Here is a 15,071-nt window from a genome sequence, read left to right on the forward strand (position 1 = left end):
CGCCATTCAGCCGCCACACCACAGCCTAATTCGACTTCACTTCACTACCCTTCATATCCGCTGATCCACTCAATTGAATATGACTGCCGTTGCAATTCATACGCAGCTCACTGCCTGCGGACAGACTCATCGTTTTACCAGCAGATAGATTCAAGTTGCCACCCGCCGAGATACTTACCTGCTTGCTGCTTACGATATGAATACCTTCCTTGTCATCCAGCTTGATAAAAATAGCGCCATCCTTGCCCGTCACGACCAGCTCATCCGGCCCCAAACGAATCTCCTTGCCATGGGGAGTTCGCCATATTTTCATTTGCGGATTGGAAAACTTGTTGTGTCCATTCCCTCTGCCTGCACGTCGGACCGCACTCCCCGCAATCCCATCTTCTTCACGACTGCCCGGAAAATACAACGATACGGGGTCTCCTTTTTCTGGCATGACGTACCAGCCTGTATGACCTCCAGCACTATACACCGTCGAGTAGTTGAACCAATGCGCCTTAGGGACTTCCTGCTTTTTATCGCAATCCAGATGGATTCGCACCTGATCCTGACGCACGTCCACAACCACACCGCTTAACGAGGCTCCCGCCAGCTTTTCCTGATAGTAGCTTTTTTGCCGTAAGCCTTTGTACGAGGCAAGCACATATTGATGCCGCAGCAGCCCTTGCCTCATTTCGGTATAGGCTTCCACTACATACAAGCTGTGTCCCTGAAAGGTCATCTGAGCTCCCAAATCCAGTACCTCGTCCGTTTCTACCTCATAGAAAATAAAGTCATTTTCCGTCACCTTCGCCTGCTCATTTTTCTGAAAATAACGGAAAGGCAGCATGTGCTTGCGCACGGTATAACGAGTATGATCCAGCACGACCTGTGCAGGGCTATCCTCAATGCCAAAATAAAATTTAGGACTGTCAAAACGAGCCACAGGCATCAGGCTCGTATGATACCGGGAGGCCATACGTCTCAAGAACGCCCAGTCCGTCTCCTGATACTGGATGGCCAGCCTTCCGATTTGCTCTCCACCTGTCGCTCCATCAATCACATCCAGCCCTTCGTAATCCTTGCCAATCTGCTTCAGCATCTGAGGAATGGTCATTTTCGTATATTGAAAAGAACGGGTACGCTGTTGGATGTCCATTCGGTAGGTATGGGAAATCGCCTCCACCTCCAGATAGTACACATCCCGAACGACCCTCACTTCGACCGATAGAGCCATTCCGCTGAACAGCGGCTTGCTTTCGCCCGTTTCATCCCGCTGGCTCACCTCGATGACGGTGTTCTTTTCCGTCGTTTCCACATAGCTGTCCTGCATATCCTCGGGGATGATTCCTGTAAAATAAAGCCGGGTATGCTCGTTGATTTTCTTTATCAGGGTAAGCTGCTCCAGATCAACCAGCTCGTAGGGGTGAATTTGGATATTATCGTAGCCCAGACTCATAGCGAATCCACTCCTTTCTCAAATGTGGAACTCGAGGGAATCGGCAGCCTCTGGAGCGATTGCACTGTATTTTCTACCACAGGCAACCACGCTTCCAAGTCCGATTCCATACAGTTAAATGTGCCCATCATCACCTGTCCTTTATGGATAAACAGCAGTATTTCATTGTACAAATTTGTATCCACACCTGCGGCTACAAAGCGGATGATTCCGATGGACAGCCCGGAACGATTCACGATCATTTCCGTACCGATCCAGTTACGAATGGGTTGTACAGACCGCAGTACCTCCGCCATTTGTTCTACAAACCCTGGAAGCCCGTCCACCTCCAAAGCTGATTCTGTCGGATTAAAGGTGACATTTACCGTGCCGTCCAAAGAGGTATAAATGATCTGTGGACGATGTTCCGAAGGATATTTAAATCGGGCTTGCTCCAGTGGCATCAAGATAAAAAATTGGGGGATGCTAACCGCCATTTGTCCATCCAAAATCGTTTTCCATTCCAACGGGATCAGCTCATCCCCCATCCGCAGCACCCTGTTTTGTTCAGCAGCGGAGTTGTCCTGATCGGGTACATCAGCTTGAGATCGATTCGTATTTACGTTATTAGATGCTACATCATGATTAAACTTATTTTTGAGACTTAGGATATGCTCGTCCATATAGTTCATAGAGGTAGTCCCTTCTTCTTGAAAAGATGAAAGTTTACTTTAAAACACAAAAGTAAGAGGGCATATTTAACAATAGCCCATCTTATGTATGTATCGGCCAGAATAGAGATTTTGTTTACAGAAAGAACCATCCCATGCGTTATTTTCAATGTATATTCCTGAAATTAATATGGAAAAAAGGATGGATAGGAACGGACTACCGATCAAACTAAATCCGTCTTAGCCAAAAAAGAAATCATCATGTAGAGCACACACCAGATGCTTCTTTTTCTCTTTAAGGGCAAATAATCACACCCCTTGAACTTTAAAAAACGACGGTACCGACGAAAGCGTCATCCTACGCCAACGTCGATACCGTCGCTATTTTTCTATAGAAATGGAGTCAATACCATGTCAACCTGCTTGCCAAGCCTTCTTTCTACCTGCTCTATTCCCCTTCAAATTTAGCTTGTACAAATGAAAGGTCAATACCAAATGATTTGTATCCAGTGCATAAAATTTATAAGCCGAGTTTGTAGGCATAATGTCTACAAGTCCTAGTACAATTTGACACTTAATCATTTCATGTCTACATTCGGTCTGCAATTTTGCGTAATAAAAAGCAAAAACCCGCTCAGTGAGCGGGTTTTTTAAATGGAGGCGAGGGGAGTCGAACCCCTGTCCGAAGATAACGACACATAAGCTTCTACGGGTGTAGTGACAGTTTTGATGTCACCCTAGAAACTCCCTGTCACCGGATTCCCTTCGGGTCAGCCTGATTGTCTTCTTCAGCTCACCGCAGGCGGAGATGAGACAGCGTATTCCACTATTTGTTAGCCCCTATCCCAGTCACATGGACGATGCTGGGTAGAAGCACGCACACAGTTTCTTAGGCTGCGAAAGCGTAGTTGTTTTGTTGTTTGCCGTTTAATAGGCTTTAGCGTTGATGAAGCGGACGCGTCCCCACTACCCGCTACCCATGCTCGAACTATCCCCGTCGAATCCATAAACGCCCCCTTATTATAAAAGGGCTCCACGGATAAATCCGGAAATACCGGAGCATAAGCATGCATGATACTATATCGGAAGCTGAATCCTAAGACTCAACAGTCGAACAAACTCAGAAGAACAAAAACATTAAAACTTACTACTTCATTAGTATACCATATTACACTTTATAACGAAACGAAATGAAGCCATTAAAGCTGTATAAAATAGCACCATTACAGGAACAAGTAGCTTATTCACGTAATTTGTACCATGTCTTATAATTCAAGTGACAACGAAGCATCTGCTATAAAACTAGCTCAATTATCCCAAACACGCGCTGGCTTCACTTCGTCTGCCCACTCAAGCTACGTTATCTCGCAATTTTCTGCTTCTCACGCAAAACGCGTTGGATATCACGCTGAGCATCGCGTTTAGCCGCAGCATCACGTTTGTCGTACTGCTTTTTACCTCTACCGAGTCCAAGTAACAGCTTGGCATAGCCGTTGCGAACATAAATCTTTAACGGCACAATCGTGTAGCCTTCCTGTTTGGACAAACCAATAAGCTTGCGAATCTGCTCTTTGTGCAGCAGTAGCTTACGTGTACGCGTCGGATCGGTCGGATTGTTACGATTGCCTTGTTCAAAAGGACTAATATGCATGTTGTGGATGTGAATTTCAGCATTACGAATGGTAGCAAACGCATCACTGATATTAGAGCGACCATTGCGCAAAGACTTAATTTCCGTTCCCGTTAACACCATGCCCGCCTCGTAGGTGTCCTCGATAAAATAGTCATGGGAAGCTTTTTTGTTCTGGGCGAGCACTTTCCCGTCTGCCTTCTTACCCATGAATACCACTCCTTGTTCCTAATGTAATCTATTTGTAAAAAGAAAACTCCAGCCCGTTCACTAAAGAACTGCAAATGAGCGGCTTAGAACTACATTGTAACAAAATCCAGACGGTAAAAGCAAGAAAGGTCAAGTCTTTAAAACGAAGCGGCCTCCGTCCAAAACATCAGACAGAAACCGCCGAAAACCCAAGCCCCCGACCAGCTTAATACACTGACTCAAAAGCTCCATCTATTCAACAAGCAAGCTACCTTCACTTACTTCTTCTTTTTCCGCACAAATCCAGCGGTGCTATTACCGCCACCACCGTTCCCCTTGCTCTTCCGCTTACGGCGTGCAGCGCCATCACCGCTTGGGCTGGCATCACTACCTGGTGTAGCGGCTCCGCCGATAAAAACACCGCTGGCAGACGTCTTCTTCTTACGTTTACTCGCACCTGATGCTGGCGAATTGTAACCGCCCTTGCCGCTGCCAAAACCGAAACCGCTGGCTGAGCCCGCTCCTGCTCCATTTCCGCCGCTACGGCCCACACGACCTGCGGTGCTAATTCCGCCGCCTACAACCCCTGTGCCAGCTTCTTTAGGCTTCCCAGCAGCATCACGACCGCCTTTACGCTCTCTGCCAGCCTTGCCCTTGCCGCCCTTACGGTCGCGCCCCTCATGGGGCTTTCCTTTACCTCGGCCCTCACCGCCACGCGCAAAGCCAGCGCCTGGCTTTGAACCACCCGTGCGCTCACGGCGTTGCTGCTGCTTCATATCGACGAGTTCAAAATCAATCGTGTAATCTTCCATATTCACGCGCGCGACGCGAACCTTAACTTCGTCCCCGATGCGGAACACCTTGGACGTACGTTCACCAATCAACGCCATATGCTGCTCGTCAAAATGGTAATAGTCGTCCGTAAGCGCACTCAGGCGTGTCAGACCTTCCACCGTATTGTCCAGCTCAATGAACATGCCAAAGCTGGTTACGCTGCTGATGATCCCCTCGAATTCCTCGCCGACCTTGTCCAGCATGTATTCAGCCTTTTTCATCTGCTCCGTATCGCGCTCTGCATCCACAGCCACACGCTCACGTTCTGAAGATTGCTGCGCAATATCTGGCATCCGTGCAGTCAAATACTCCTGGCGCTCCGCTGTTAGAGCCCCGCCATTTTCCAATACCTCACGAATGACACGGTGAATCACCAAGTCAGGGTAACGACGAATCGGCGATGTAAAATGAGAATAATACTCCGCAGCCAGTCCAAAATGTCCTGTCGACTCCGCATCATACTTCGCTTGCTTCATCGAACGCAGCATCATGGTGCTAAGCACCGTTTGCTCCTTCGTACCCTGAATATCTTCCAGCAACGTTTGCAGTGCACGCGGGTGAATAGAATTGCCCCGACCTTTGATCTGGTGTCCAAAATTGGCGGCAAAAGCCATAAAGTTTTGCAGCTTCTCCGGGTCCGGGTCCTCATGAATCCGGTACAGGAACGGCACTTTGAGCCAATGAAAATGCTCGGCTACCGTTTCATTGGCTGCCAGCATGAATTCTTCGATAATCTGCTCGGCAATGGTACGCTCTCTCTTAACGATATCCACGGCCTTGCCTTCATCGTTCACAATCACTTTTGCTTCATCAAAGTCAAAATCAACCGCGCCCCGGCGCATCCGGTTAACTCGCAGCTTCAACGCCAGTTCTTTCATCGTGCGGAAGTCTTCCACCAGATCCTTGTACCGTTCCATCAGTTTAGCATCTTCCTCTTCGAGGATTTTGCGAACGTTGGTGTACGTCATTCGTTCCTTCGTTTTAATGACACTAGTGAAAACATCATGTTTTACGACCTTCATATGCTCATTGAATTCCATCTCACAGGACAAAGTCAGTCGATCCACCTGCGGATTCAAGGAACAAATCCCGTTCGAAAGCCGATGCGGAAGCATAGGAATAACACGGTCGACCAAATACACGCTACAACCGCGGTTATACGCCTCCTGATCCAGCTTGGAACTCTCGCGCACATAATACCCTACGTCGGCAATATGAACGCCCAGACGGTAGTTACCGTTCGGCAGACGCTCTACATTAACCGCATCATCCAGATCCTTGGCATCCTCGCCATCAATCGTAACAATCGTTTTATCGCGCAGATCGCGCCGCCCCTGACGTACGATTTCTTCTTCCGTAATTGCATCGGGAGCCTTTTCCGCTTCCTCTGTCACTTCATCGGGAAAAGCTTCCGGAAGCTGGTGCTTGCGAATGACCGACAGAATATCGACGCCCGGATCATCCTTGTGACCCAGTACCTCCAACACTTCGCCTTCCGCCGCAGCTCGTCCTTCTGGATAGCTCACAATGCGCACAACGACCTTCTGACCGTTTACGGCTCCATTGGAGCTGGCTTTTGGAATAAAAATATCCCGGTTAATGCGCTTATCATCCGGCAAAACAAAACCGTACGCTTCATGGCTCTGGAACACGCCTACCACCTGTAGCACTGCTCGCTTCACGATCCGCACGACTTCGCCTTCCAATCGACCACCCGAAGGTCCCTTCGACGTCACTCTTACCAGTACCGTGTCTCCATTCATTGCACTCTTCAAGTCATTAGCATGAATGTACACATCCGGGTGCTCCCGGTCCTCTGGGATCAGAAAAGCAAAGCCCTTGGCATGAGCCTGCAAACGTCCGCGCTGCAAATCCATCCGTTCCGGCACACCATAGCGGTTTGTGCGGGTCAACAGAATTTTACCGTCTTCCTCCAGCGCGTTCAAAAGCTTAAGGAATTCGCGAAAATCGGCCGCGTCCTTAATTTCAAAATGCTGCTCAAGCTCCTGGTAAGTCATAGGTTTGTATGCGGTCTCGCGCATAAAATCAAGTAATTGTTGCTCTGTTATCATAATATCGTCCACCTCGGGTGACCTTTAATTTTCAGTAATAATCCGCATGGTCCTTGTTTGTGATACAAGGCTCTTCATATAACTCATTCCTAGTATACACGTATTTAATCGACGGCATCCCCGCCTGTCTAAAATCCAAAAAAGCCCCCGTTTCCCGTGAAACGAAGGCCTAAGGTTATTATTTAACTTATTTTGAAAAAAATGCAACCACAACAGAAACGATCATAAAGCCCGCACCCAAAACAGCAGTCACGCGCTGCAAAATCAAATCCATACCGCGAGCTTTTGTCTTGCCGAACAGATGCTCAGCACCGCCAGAGATGGCACCGGACAAGCCTGCGCTTCTCCCCTTTTGCAGTAAAACAACCGCAATAACAGCAATCGAGAATACAATGAGCAGCAATTTCAAAAAGATTTCCATGAAAAATCCCACCTCCTGAGCTAATCATCTGTTTTGCAAAACAACACAGCCTCTTTTATAAAAACATGATCATATCATGTTATAAATAGCCGGAAATTAACGCAAAACACTATTTTTATTCTACCACAGCTTCCAGTAGATAACAACCAGCTATACCGAGCCACTCCATTAGGCCTTGCAAAAGAGTATAACTGACATCATATGAAGAAAAAACAAAAAACCGACCTGCTCACGTTAGCGAACAGGTCGGTTTTTTAATTACGTAAATGGTTTAGAGCGCTCAGACCCCGTGTTCTTGAATCACAGCAGCCTGACCACCGTCAGCATCTTTGCGTAATATTATTTTTTCAGGTTGTAGAAAGATTTCAGGCCGTGGTATTGAGCCAGTTCACCCAGTTGATCCTCAATGCGGAGCAATTGGTTGTACTTCGCAATACGGTCAGTACGGGAAGGCGCACCTGTTTTAATTTGGCCTGCATTTGTTGCAACAGCGATATCAGCAATTGTGCTGTCTTCGGATTCACCAGAACGGTGAGAAATTACAGCTGTGTATCCTGCACGTTTAGCCAACTCGATAGCGTCGAATGTTTCAGTCAGCGTACCGATTTGGTTTACTTTGATCAGGATGGAGTTACCGATGTTTTCTTCGATACCTTTAGCCAGACGCTCTGTGTTAGTTACGAACAGGTCGTCACCAACCAATTGGATTTTGTTGCCCAGTTTTTCAGTGAGCAATTTCCAACCTTCCCAGTCATCTTCGGAGCAACCATCTTCGATGGTGATGATCGGGTATTTGTCAACCCAAGAAGCAAGCAGGTCGACGAACTCAGCAGAAGTAAAGGATTTACCTTCGCCTTCCAGTGTGTATTTTCCATCTTTGTAGAACTCAGTGGAAGCAACGTCCATACCGAGGAATACGTCAACGCCTGGTTTGTAACCAGCTTTTTCGATCGCTTCGATAATAGTGGACAGAGCTTCTTCGTTGGATTTGAAGTTAGGAGCAAAACCGCCTTCATCACCAACAGCTGTGTTCAAACCTTTAGAGTTCAGTACGGATTTCAAGTTGTGGAAGATTTCTGCCCCAATACGCAGAGCTTCTTTGAAAGTAGGAGCGCCTACAGGCAGAACCATGAACTCTTGTACGTCAACGTTGTTGTCGGCATGAGCGCCACCGTTAACGATGTTCATCATTGGTACTGGCAATTGTTTAGCGTTGAATCCGCCCAGGTAAGTGTACAGTGGCAGCCCCAGAGCTTCAGCAGCAGCGCGAGCTACAGCCATGGATACAGCCAGAATCGCGTTTGCACCCAGTTTACCTTTGTTATGTGTTCCATCAAGTTTGATCATCAATGTGTCAATTTCCACTTGGTTTACAGCATCCATGCCGATCACTTCAGGAGCGATGATTTCGTTCACGTTTTTAACAGCTTGAAGAACACCTTTACCCAGGTAACGGGATTTGTCGTTATCACGAAGCTCTACAGCTTCGTGAGCGCCAGTGGAGGCACCGGAAGGAACGATGGCACTACCGATAGCGCCGGATTCCAGATATACTTCAACTTCAACAGTGGGGTTACCACGGGAATCGAGGACTTCGCGAGCATACACGTCAGAAATAATAGTCATTTGTACTTAATCTCCTTTGTCGATCATGATTTATTGGTCAAGCCTATACTTATTAAATCAAGCTTACTTGCGGGATGCAATCATAGATCTTCCTGTCATTTCCGCAGGCTGCGGAAGCTGCATCAAATCCAGAAGCGTTGGAGCTACGTCAGCGAGTATTCCATGCTCACGCAAAACGATATTTTCGTCAGTTAAAATGAACGGAACCGGATTGGTTGTGTGAGCTGTGAACGGACGTCCCTGCTCGTCAATTTCCATATCCGCGTTACCATGGTCGGCAATGATGATAACAACGCCGCCTTTGGCTTTAACCGCATCAACAACACGTCCAACACATTCATCCGTCGTCTCTACCGCCTTGATCGTTGGCTCCAGCATGCCGGAGTGTCCAACCATATCCGGATTGGCAAAGTTCAGGATAATGGCATCATGCTTGTCGGCTTCGATTTCCTTAACAGCAGCATCCGCAACCTCGTACGCACTCATTTCCGGCTGCAAGTCATATGTAGCCACTTTAGGCGAATTGATCAAAATACGAGTTTCGCCAGGCAGCTCCACATCGCGTCCGCCACTGAAAAAGAAGGTAACGTGCGGATATTTTTCGGTCTCGGCAATACGCAATTGCTTTTTATTGTTCTGCACCAATACTTCACCAAATGTGTTATCCAGGTTTTTCGGTTCGTAGGCTACAAAGCCTTCAACCGTTTCACTGAACAATGTCAGGCAAACAAAGTGCAAATCTTTTGGAAATTTCGGTCCACGATCAAAGCCACGGAAGTCCGCATTCGTGAATACCTGAGACAATTGAATCGCACGGTCAGGACGGAAATTCAGGAAGATTACTGAGTCATTGCTTTCGACCAGCCCTACAGGGCTTGCATCAGCCTTCACAATAACCGTCGGCTCCACAAATTCGTCGAACACCGATTTTTCATACGATTCTTTCAATGCTTCCATTGGATCTGTATATTGAGGACCTTCGCCGTACACGATTGCACGGTAAGATTTCTCTACACGTTCCCAACGTTTGTCGCGATCCATGGCATAATAGCGTCCTTGTACAGTCGCGATTTTACCAATACCCACTTCCTGAATTTTGGCGATCAGCCGCTGCATGAAGTCCACGCCACTGTCAGACATAACATCGCGTCCATCCATAAATGCATGAATGTATACTTCTGTTAAACCTTCTTTTTTCGCCAGATCCAGCATAGCAAACAGATGGCTAATATGGCTATGCACGCCACCATCGGACAATAGTCCGTACAGATGAAGCTTCGTGTTGTTCTTTTTGGCATGCTGCACTGCTTTAAGCAAAGTTTCATTCTGGAAGAACTCGCCTTCGCGAATGGACTTCGAAATACGGGTCAAACTCTGATATACAATCCGGCCTGCGCCGATGTTCAGGTGACCTACTTCGGAGTTACCCATTTGCCCTTCCGGCAGACCTACCGCTTCACCAGACGCTGTAAGCGTCGAATGAGGGTATTGTCTTAAGTATTGGTCGTAGTTCGGCTTGTTCGCCTGTGCAACCGCATTGCCTTCCACAGTTTCGCGCAGTCCGAATCCGTCCATAATAATTAAGGCTACCGGTTTGGGTACTGTCATCTTACTTCGCCCCCTCAACAAGTGCGATGTAAGACGCTGGTTGAAGACTAGCGCCGCCTACGAGTGCGCCGTCGATGTCGCTTTGGCCCAGGTACTCGGCCACATTTTCAGGTTTCACGCTGCCACCGTACTGAATCCGTACAGCATTTGCTGTATTTTCATCGTACAGTTCTCTCAGGATACTGCGGATGTAGGAAATGACTTCATTCGCATCCTGCGAAGTGGAGGATTTACCTGTTCCGATTGCCCAGATTGGCTCATAAGCAACAACCACTTGTGCAGCCTGATCTTTAGCCAAACCAGCAAAAGCTGCTACAGTTTGCACTTTTACAACCTCTTTGGTTTGACCCGCTTCACGTTCTTCCAGTTTTTCGCCTACACATACGATTGGAGTCAGGCCGTGGCGGAATGCCGCATGAACCTTTTTGTTCACCGTTTCGTCTGTTTCGTTAAAATATTCACGACGCTCGGAGTGTCCGATCACAACGTAGTCTACGCCCAGATCTTTCAGCATCCCGCCGCTGATTTCACCTGTAAATGCGCCGTCTTCTGCAAAGTGCAAGTTTTGTGCGCCGATTTTGATAGATGTACCTTTTACTGCTTCAACCAGAGCAGGAAGGTTCGTAAATGGTGCGCAAATCACGCTTTCCACTCCTGCAACCTCTGCTTTGCCTTTGATCTCTTCGATGAAAGTTTTAGCTTCTGGTACGGTTTTAAACATCTTCCAGTTACCCGCGATAATCGGTGTTCTCAATGGTTTCAACTCCTAACTATTAGGTGCCCTAAGCGTTTATTACGCGCAGTGCGTTTGATTACTTATCGTTGAGTGCAACAACACCCGGAAGTGCTTTGCCTTCCATAAATTCCAGGGATGCGCCGCCGCCAGTAGAGATATGATCCATTTTGTCAGCCAGATGGAATTTCTCAGCCGCAGCCGCTGAATCACCGCCACCAATGATGGTGTATGCTTCTGTTGTTGCGCAAGCTTCTGCTACTTCACGCGTACCGCCAGCGAAAGGCTCCATTTCAAATACACCCATTGGTCCATTCCAAACAACCAATTTGGAGTTTTTGATAACATCTGCATAGATTTTATTTGTTTTCGGTCCGATATCCAAACCTTCCCAATCCGCAGGAATACCGTCGATGTCCACTATGTTAGTGTTCGCTGTAGCGCTGAAATCGTCAGAAATAACAATATCCACTGGAAGATAGAAGTTTTTGCCAAGCTTCTTCGCCTTCTCAATAAATCCAAGAGCTACGTCCAGTTTGGATTCATCCAGCAGGGATTGACCCACTTCGTAGCCCTGAGCTTTTAAGAATGTATAAGCCAAACCGCCGCCAATGATTACGTTATCTGCAATGTTCAGCAGGTTATCGATCACATCGATTTTGTCTTTTACTTTGGAACCGCCGATAATGGCTGTAAAAGGACGATCTGGGTTTGAAAGAGCTTTACCGATTACAGACAATTCTTTCTCCATCAGCAAGCCGGAAACAGCCGGAAGAAGATGCGCGATTCCTTCTGTGGAAGCATGAGCACGATGCGCTGCACCGAATGCGTCATTCACGAAAATGTCAGCCAGTTCAGCAAATTGCTTCGCCAGTTCAGGGTCATTTTTCTCTTCTCCTGCATAGAAACGTACATTTTCAAGCAACAGTACATCACCATTTTGCAGTTCAGCCACTTTCGCTTTAACAGCCTCACCAACTGCTTCGTCCACTTTAACAACAGGCTTTTTGAGCAGTTCAGACAAACGCACGCCAACAGGAGTCAGACGCATGGATTCAACGACCTGGCCTTTTGGACGTCCAAAGTGACTCGCCAAAATAACTTTTGCACCTTTTTCAATCAGGTAGTTAATCGTTGGCAAGGTTTCACGAATACGCTTATCATCCGTAATTTTACCGTCCTCAACCGGAACGTTAAAATCTACACGAACAAACACCCGTTTTCCATTCAGTTCTATATCACGTACGCTTTTTTTGTTCATCTCCATATTCCTCCGCACCTTTATAATTTTACGAAACAGGAATTTAAGGCACATTTTGATATATAAAGAGCGGAAACAATAACCTGTTTCCGCTCTATGATGTTGCGCGATAAGACTGTTCTTATTTAGCCAATTTAGCGAAGTATTCCAACGTACGGATCAATTGTGCAGTGTAGGACATTTCATTGTCATACCAAGCTACAGTTTTCACCAGTTGTTTGTCGCCAACAGTCAGGACTTTAGTTTGAGTTGCATCAAACAAAGAACCGAAAGTGATACCTTTAATGTCAGAAGAAACGATCTCGTCTTCAGTGTAGCCGTAAGTTTCAGGATCGGAAGCTTCCTTCATCGCTGCGTTGATTTCTTCAACAGTGACGTTTTTCTCCAGAACTGTTACCAGCTCAGTCAGGGAACCTGTCGCTACTGGAACACGTTGAGCCGCGCCGTCCAGTTTACCTTTCAGTTCAGGGATTACCAGACCGATGGCTTTAGCAGCACCAGTTGTGTTAGGAATGATATTTTCAGCTGCTGCGCGAGCACGACGGAAGTCACCTTTAGCATGCGGAGCATCCAAAGTGTTTTGGTCACCAGTGTAAGCATGAATTGTAGTCATCAGGCCTTCAACGATACCAAATTTGTCTTGCAGTGTTTTAGCCATAGGAGCCAGGCAGTTCGTTGTGCAAGAAGCACCGGAGATTACAGTTTCAGTACCGTCCAGAATTTCATGGTTTACATTGTAAACGACAGTCTTCATGTCGCCAGTAGCTGGAGCGGAGATAACAACTTTTTTAGCGCCGCCTTTCAAATGTTTCTCAGCAGCTTCTTTAGTTGTGAAGAAACCTGTGCATTCCAGAACGATATCTACGCCCAGGTCTCCCCAAGGCAGTTCTTCAGGGTTACGGTTAGCCAAAACCTTAACTTCTTTACCGTTAACTTTGAAGAAGCCATCGTGTACTTCTACTTCTCCTTGAAAAGTACCTTGTGTTGTATCATATTTCAACAGATGTGCCAGCATTTTGGAATCTGTCAAGTCATTGATTGCTACTACTTCAATGCCTTCCACATTTTGAATCCGGCGGAAAGCAAGGCGTCCAATACGTCCGAAACCATTAATACCAACTTTAACTGTCATAAGTGAGTTCCTCCCAAATTTCTTTTAGTTTATATATTCAAGACAGACCCGAAGGCCCGTCAAGACAACACAATTCATAGATCCTTTTTACCACTCAAATAATGGCTTACAATTTCAGTAGCAGCGCCTTCGTCGGTGACAAGAATATCTTCCTGCCCGAAACGTAGTACTGCATGAATAGCGGCCGCCTTACTTTTACCCCCAGCTACACCTAGAACCGTCTCAGTACGCCCGATATCCTCCAAACGGAGTCCAAGCGTTAGCATTCTGTGAACAACGGCGCCGTCTTCGTTAAAATAATAGCCAAACGATTCGGCAACCGCGCCCTCGCTACTGATCTGGGCAAAGGTTTCGGGGTCAAGCTTGCGTCTTCGTGCCATCGTTATGGCGTCACCTATCCCGTGAATGATGATCCGACTCTCTCGAATCAGGCTCAAAATATCCTGAATATTCGTATCATCAAGCAGGGAATTGTAAGCATGATTGCTGAGCAAATCTGGTACATGGAGCAGACGGTATTGTGAACCGACCTTGCGAGCCATTGTGGAAGCAATTGTGTTGGCCTGCATTTCCATGCTTTCTCCCAACCCCCCGCGTGCCGGCACGAACCATCCGCCCTTAAGTGGGCCATTAGCAGGTAGTGTCAGTTGGTTCGCCACGTCCGCAATCGTCGTGCCACCTGTTACGGCGACCACATCCTCGTCGTCCATAACACTCAACAGCGCTTTTGCCCCAGCACGGCCCAGCTCCTGCTTCTTTAAAGGAGAAGCATCCGAATCCCCTGGAACGACAACCACCTTCCTCAAACCATAGGCTTGGCGGATCTGTTCCTCCAATTGGGACAGGCCGAACAAGTTTTTCGCAATCGGCTCAAGCTGTTCCAGCAGATCCAGTCCTGCTTTGCTCACCTTCATACCCACACTCTCAATCTCAATCAGTCCTTGGGCTTTAAGAAGATCGGTTTCGGCGCGCAACACGCGCTCGGTCATGTTCAGTGAAGCCGCCAGCGTTCTGCGTCCAATGATATCGGACAGCATAATCTGATGCAGGATCGTGTACCTTTTTTTCAAAACATCCAAAAGGTCGGGCAGAAGCTGCTTCTGTATTTCCAATATCTTTCGCATGCTTTCCACTCCCGCACACTTCTAAGTTCTGTTTCTAACTTACTATATCAATAACTGGTCTTAAAACGTCCCATGTAAACTTTTTAAGTCCCACGTATATCTTACCCAATATTTACTTCACATGCAAGTCTATCTGAACTATATTTCTCAACCTTTTGTCTGAATATGCGCATTTAATAAAAGCTTGCAATTCACTGCTGTATATCATATAATCATCTTTGTTTCCAACTTAGCTTATAAATCAGCTTGTTAATTGTATTGATTCACTGTGCGCCCGTGGTCCAACGGATATGACGTAGGCCTCCGGAGCCTGAGATCGAGGTTCGATTCCTCGCGGGCGCGCCATTTTA

General features: G+C 47.1%; 11 protein-coding genes, 1 tRNA gene and 1 other RNA gene. 1 reads left to right on the forward strand and 12 read right to left on the reverse strand.

Annotated elements, in window-relative coordinates:
- Positions 1-25: 25 nt before the first annotated feature.
- The 12 genes from ACWGOO_RS18580 to ACWGOO_RS18635 form a co-directional block, all read right to left on the reverse strand.
- The gene (locus ACWGOO_RS18580; protein ID WP_452485835.1) at positions 26-1,441 is read right to left on the reverse strand and encodes a hypothetical protein; all 1,416 of its coding nucleotides are present in this window, start codon (positions 1,439-1,441) and stop codon (positions 26-28) included.
- Complete coding sequence (locus ACWGOO_RS18585; RefSeq protein ID WP_452485837.1) at positions 1,438-2,112, reverse strand: hypothetical protein; 675 nt, start codon at positions 2,110-2,112, stop codon at positions 1,438-1,440. The genes ACWGOO_RS18580 and ACWGOO_RS18585 overlap by 4 nt, the downstream gene beginning before the upstream one ends.
- A gap of 631 nt (positions 2,113-2,743) precedes the next feature.
- Positions 2,744-3,108: a transfer-messenger RNA gene (gene ssrA, locus ACWGOO_RS18590) on the reverse strand.
- Between the two features lie 343 nt (positions 3,109-3,451).
- Positions 3,452-3,931 carry an SsrA-binding protein SmpB gene (smpB, locus tag ACWGOO_RS18595; protein WP_134911630.1) on the reverse strand — a complete coding sequence of 160 codons (480 nt, stop codon included), beginning with the start codon at positions 3,929-3,931 and terminating at the stop codon, positions 3,452-3,454.
- A 257-nt stretch (positions 3,932-4,188) separates the two neighbouring features.
- Complete coding sequence (gene rnr / locus ACWGOO_RS18600) at positions 4,189-6,816, reverse strand: ribonuclease R (RefSeq protein WP_452485839.1); 2,628 nt, start codon at positions 6,814-6,816, stop codon at positions 4,189-4,191.
- A gap of 187 nt (positions 6,817-7,003) precedes the next feature.
- Positions 7,004-7,237: a preprotein translocase subunit SecG gene (gene secG / locus ACWGOO_RS18605; RefSeq protein WP_452485841.1), complete on the reverse strand. Its 234-nt coding sequence runs from the start codon at positions 7,235-7,237 to the stop codon at positions 7,004-7,006.
- 339 nt (positions 7,238-7,576) lie between these two features.
- Positions 7,577-8,863, reverse strand: a complete 1,287-nt coding sequence (gene eno / locus ACWGOO_RS18610) for a phosphopyruvate hydratase (RefSeq protein ID WP_452485843.1) — start codon at positions 8,861-8,863, stop codon at positions 7,577-7,579.
- A 63-nt stretch (positions 8,864-8,926) separates the two neighbouring features.
- A complete protein-coding gene (gene gpmI, locus ACWGOO_RS18615) occupies positions 8,927-10,471 on the reverse strand; it encodes a 2,3-bisphosphoglycerate-independent phosphoglycerate mutase (RefSeq protein ID WP_452485845.1) in 1,545 nt (514 codons plus the stop codon).
- A 1-nt stretch (position 10,472) separates the two neighbouring features.
- The gene (gene tpiA / locus ACWGOO_RS18620) at positions 10,473-11,225 is read right to left on the reverse strand and encodes a triose-phosphate isomerase (protein ID WP_452485847.1); all 753 of its coding nucleotides are present in this window, start codon (positions 11,223-11,225) and stop codon (positions 10,473-10,475) included.
- A 58-nt stretch (positions 11,226-11,283) separates the two neighbouring features.
- The gene (locus ACWGOO_RS18625) at positions 11,284-12,465 is read right to left on the reverse strand and encodes a phosphoglycerate kinase (RefSeq protein WP_452485849.1); all 1,182 of its coding nucleotides are present in this window, start codon (positions 12,463-12,465) and stop codon (positions 11,284-11,286) included.
- A gap of 121 nt (positions 12,466-12,586) precedes the next feature.
- On the reverse strand, positions 12,587-13,597 hold the full coding sequence (gap, locus tag ACWGOO_RS18630) for a type I glyceraldehyde-3-phosphate dehydrogenase (RefSeq protein ID WP_014279176.1): 1,011 nt from the start codon (positions 13,595-13,597) through the stop codon (positions 12,587-12,589).
- Positions 13,598-13,671: 74 nt separating this feature from the next.
- Complete coding sequence (locus ACWGOO_RS18635; protein WP_452485852.1) at positions 13,672-14,721, reverse strand: sugar-binding transcriptional regulator; 1,050 nt, start codon at positions 14,719-14,721, stop codon at positions 13,672-13,674.
- Between the two features lie 270 nt (positions 14,722-14,991).
- Here ACWGOO_RS18635 and ACWGOO_RS18640 point away from each other — a divergent pair.
- Positions 14,992-15,066 (forward strand) — tRNA-Arg (locus tag ACWGOO_RS18640).
- The last annotated feature ends 5 nt before the right edge of the window (positions 15,067-15,071 follow it).

The sequence above is a fragment of the Paenibacillus sp. NPDC055715 genome, assembly GCF_053617595.1.

Bases quoted from the DNA above. Each gene is read 5' to 3' on its own strand.
- ACWGOO_RS18580 (WP_452485835.1), bottom strand. From the start codon at position 1,441: ATGAGTCTGGGCTACGATAATATCCAAATTCACCCCTACGAGCTGGTT.
- ACWGOO_RS18585 (WP_452485837.1), bottom strand. From the start codon at position 2,112: ATGAACTATATGGACGAGCATATCCTAAGTCTCAAAAATAAGTTTAAT.
- smpB (WP_134911630.1), bottom strand. From the start codon at position 3,931: ATGGGTAAGAAGGCAGACGGGAAAGTGCTCGCCCAGAACAAAAAAGCT.
- rnr (WP_452485839.1), bottom strand. From the start codon at position 6,816: ATGATAACAGAGCAACAATTACTTGATTTTATGCGCGAGACCGCATAC.
- secG (WP_452485841.1), bottom strand. From the start codon at position 7,237: ATGGAAATCTTTTTGAAATTGCTGCTCATTGTATTCTCGATTGCTGTT.
- eno (WP_452485843.1), bottom strand. From the start codon at position 8,863: ATGACTATTATTTCTGACGTGTATGCTCGCGAAGTCCTCGATTCCCGT.
- gpmI (WP_452485845.1), bottom strand. From the start codon at position 10,471: ATGACAGTACCCAAACCGGTAGCCTTAATTATTATGGACGGATTCGGA.
- ACWGOO_RS18625 (WP_452485849.1), bottom strand. From the start codon at position 12,465: ATGAACAAAAAAAGCGTACGTGATATAGAACTGAATGGAAAACGGGTG.
- gap (WP_014279176.1), bottom strand. From the start codon at position 13,597: ATGACAGTTAAAGTTGGTATTAATGGTTTCGGACGTATTGGACGCCTT.
- ACWGOO_RS18635 (WP_452485852.1), bottom strand. From the start codon at position 14,721: ATGCGAAAGATATTGGAAATACAGAAGCAGCTTCTGCCCGACCTTTTG.